The following is a 2,372-nucleotide window of genomic DNA, read 5'->3' on the forward strand; positions in this document are numbered from 1 at the left end:
GTGATCGTGACAGCGAGCAGGTTGTTGCCGTCGGTGTCGGAGAACCCGAAGTCCGCCGCCGTCAGCGTACGCGGCGTGTCTTCATTGATCGTCAGCGTCGCGTCGGTGCCCGATGGCGCGTCGTTGACCGCCGCGACATCGAAAGTGATCGTGTTCGGGCTGGCGTCGAGATCGACGCCGCCGCCCGCCGTACCACCGTCATCCTGCACCTGGAAGGTGAAGCTCGCATAGCCGTTGCCATTGGCATTGGCGGCAGGCGTGAATACCAGTTGCGGCAAGCTCGCGACCGGGATCGACTGGCCCACCGTGACGGCGATGCCGTTCAGCGTCAGCGCGCCCGCGCTCGGCAGGGTTATGATCGTGACAGCGAGCAGGCTGTTGCCGTCGACATCGCTGAACCCGAAGTCTGCCGACGTCAGCGTGCGCGCCGTGTCCTCGACGATCGTCAGCGTGGCGTTGCTGCCCGCCGGGGCGTCGTTCGCCGCCGCCACATTGACGGAGCGCGTGAAGCTCGCCGTATCGCTGCCGCCATCGGCGGTGCCGCCACCGTCGACCAGCGTGAAGGTAACGGTGCGCACGGCGCTGGTCGGCGATTCGCTCGTGCTGGCGAAGCGCACTGCCTGCGCCAATGCCTGCACGGCCGCATCGTCGGCCGATGCATTGAGCGCGATCGACAGGCTGGTCGCAGTTGAGGTCAGGGTGCCGACGACCACCGCATTATACGACACATCGTTGCCGCTCACGCTGATGCCGGTGCCCGACAGGCTGAGCGTATCGCCCGCGACCAAGCCAGCGGTGATCGCCGCCGTCAGCATCCCGTTCGCATAATTGGCGCTGTCGCTATCGGACGCCGTCAGCGTGCCGGTGATGACCGGGACGGCGGCGCCGTTTTCGACATAGCTCGCCACGTTCGGCCGGATCACATAAACGTCGGGACGCCCGTTGTTGTCGCCGCCCGCAATCGCCGACGTGGTCGTGAAGGCAAGCGTCGAACCGTCGGCCGACCAGACCGGATTGACGCTGGCGCTCGTGAGCTGTCCGCCCGCTGCATTGACCGAAACGCGCGTGATCGTGCCCGTCTGGAGATCCTTGACGAACACGTCCGTTACACCGTTGGTGTCACCGGCGACGAGGTTGCTGGCGTCGCTCTGGAACGCGACATAGCGCCCATCGGACGAGATGGTGGCATAGCTGCTCGCGCCGTTCGCCTGACTGCCGTCGCTGGCGGTCGATACGCGCGTCGTCGTATCGGTCGCGATGTTCTTCACGAAAATGTCGGTGGTGGCGTTGGTGTCGCCCGTCACCAGATTGGTCGCGTCGCTTTGGAAGACGATCAGATTGCCATCGGCCGAAATCGGCGCGCCCGCCGGTTGGAAGAAGGGCGGTGTGAAACTGCTCGCCCCATTGGCTTGCCCCCCGCCGGTCGCGGTCGAGACGCGGACGATGGCGCCGGTTGCGAGGTTCTTCAGGAAGATGTCGAAAGCGCCGTTGGTGTCGCCGGTGACGAGGTTGGTCGAATCGCCATAGAAAGTGACCAGATCGGCATTGCCCGCGGCGAAATACCCCTGCAGATCTTGGCCATTGCCGCGCTCCCCGCCCGCGGTGGTTGCGGCGTTGACGATCGCGCCGGTCGCCAGCGTGACGACTGCCGTGTCATTCGGGCCGTCACCACCATAGCCGAACAGGCTGTCCCCGTCGGTCGCGAACGACACCCGGGTCCCGTCGCCCGACCAGGTTGCCTGGTTGCTCGCGAAATTGCCGCCGACACCGGCCTGAGTTTGCGAGACGCGAGTCAGCGCTCCGGTCAACAAATCCTTCAGGAATACGTCCTGTCGACCGCCATTGTTGTCGCCAGGGATGCCGAATGCGTTGCCGCTGTTGAACAGCACGTAGCGACCGTCCGGCGAGATGCTCGGCGCGTCGGCCCCGCCCGACGGATTGCCCGCAGCGTCCGCCGAAACGAGCGTGACGACACCGGTTGTCAAATTTTTGGCAAAAATGTCGTAGTTGCTGCCGCCCCCCGGCCCGAGATTGTTCGACCGGCTGCGAAACACCACGATGTTGCCGTCAGCCGACAGCGAGGGTTGAAGCGCATCGAGATTACCGGCGGTGCCCGACGTCGAGGATGAGCCCCAGACCAGCGACGTGGTGGCCCCCGCCACGAAACTGGGCGCATCGTTTACCGAGGTGACGTTGAAAGCGAGCGTGTTTGCACTCGCGTCGAGGTCGACACCGCCATTCGCGGTGCCGCCATCGTCCTGCACCTGGAAGGTGAAGCTCGCATAGCCGGTGCCGTTCGCATTAGCGGCGGGCGTGAACACGAGTTGCGGCAGGCTCGCGACCGGGATCGACTGGCCGGCCGTGACAGCGAC

At 65.4% G+C, this 2,372-nt stretch carries 1 protein-coding gene; it reads right to left on the bottom strand.

The window, feature by feature from the left end; translation table 11 throughout:
• On the bottom strand, positions 1-2,372 hold a 2,372-nt coding region (locus AX672_RS04450; RefSeq protein ID WP_066648879.1), incomplete at both ends, for an Ig-like domain-containing protein.

This window comes from Sphingomonas sp. CCH10-B3 (assembly GCF_001556185.1).
Classification (GTDB): Bacteria; Pseudomonadota; Alphaproteobacteria; order Sphingomonadales; family Sphingomonadaceae; genus Sphingomonas; species Sphingomonas aquatica.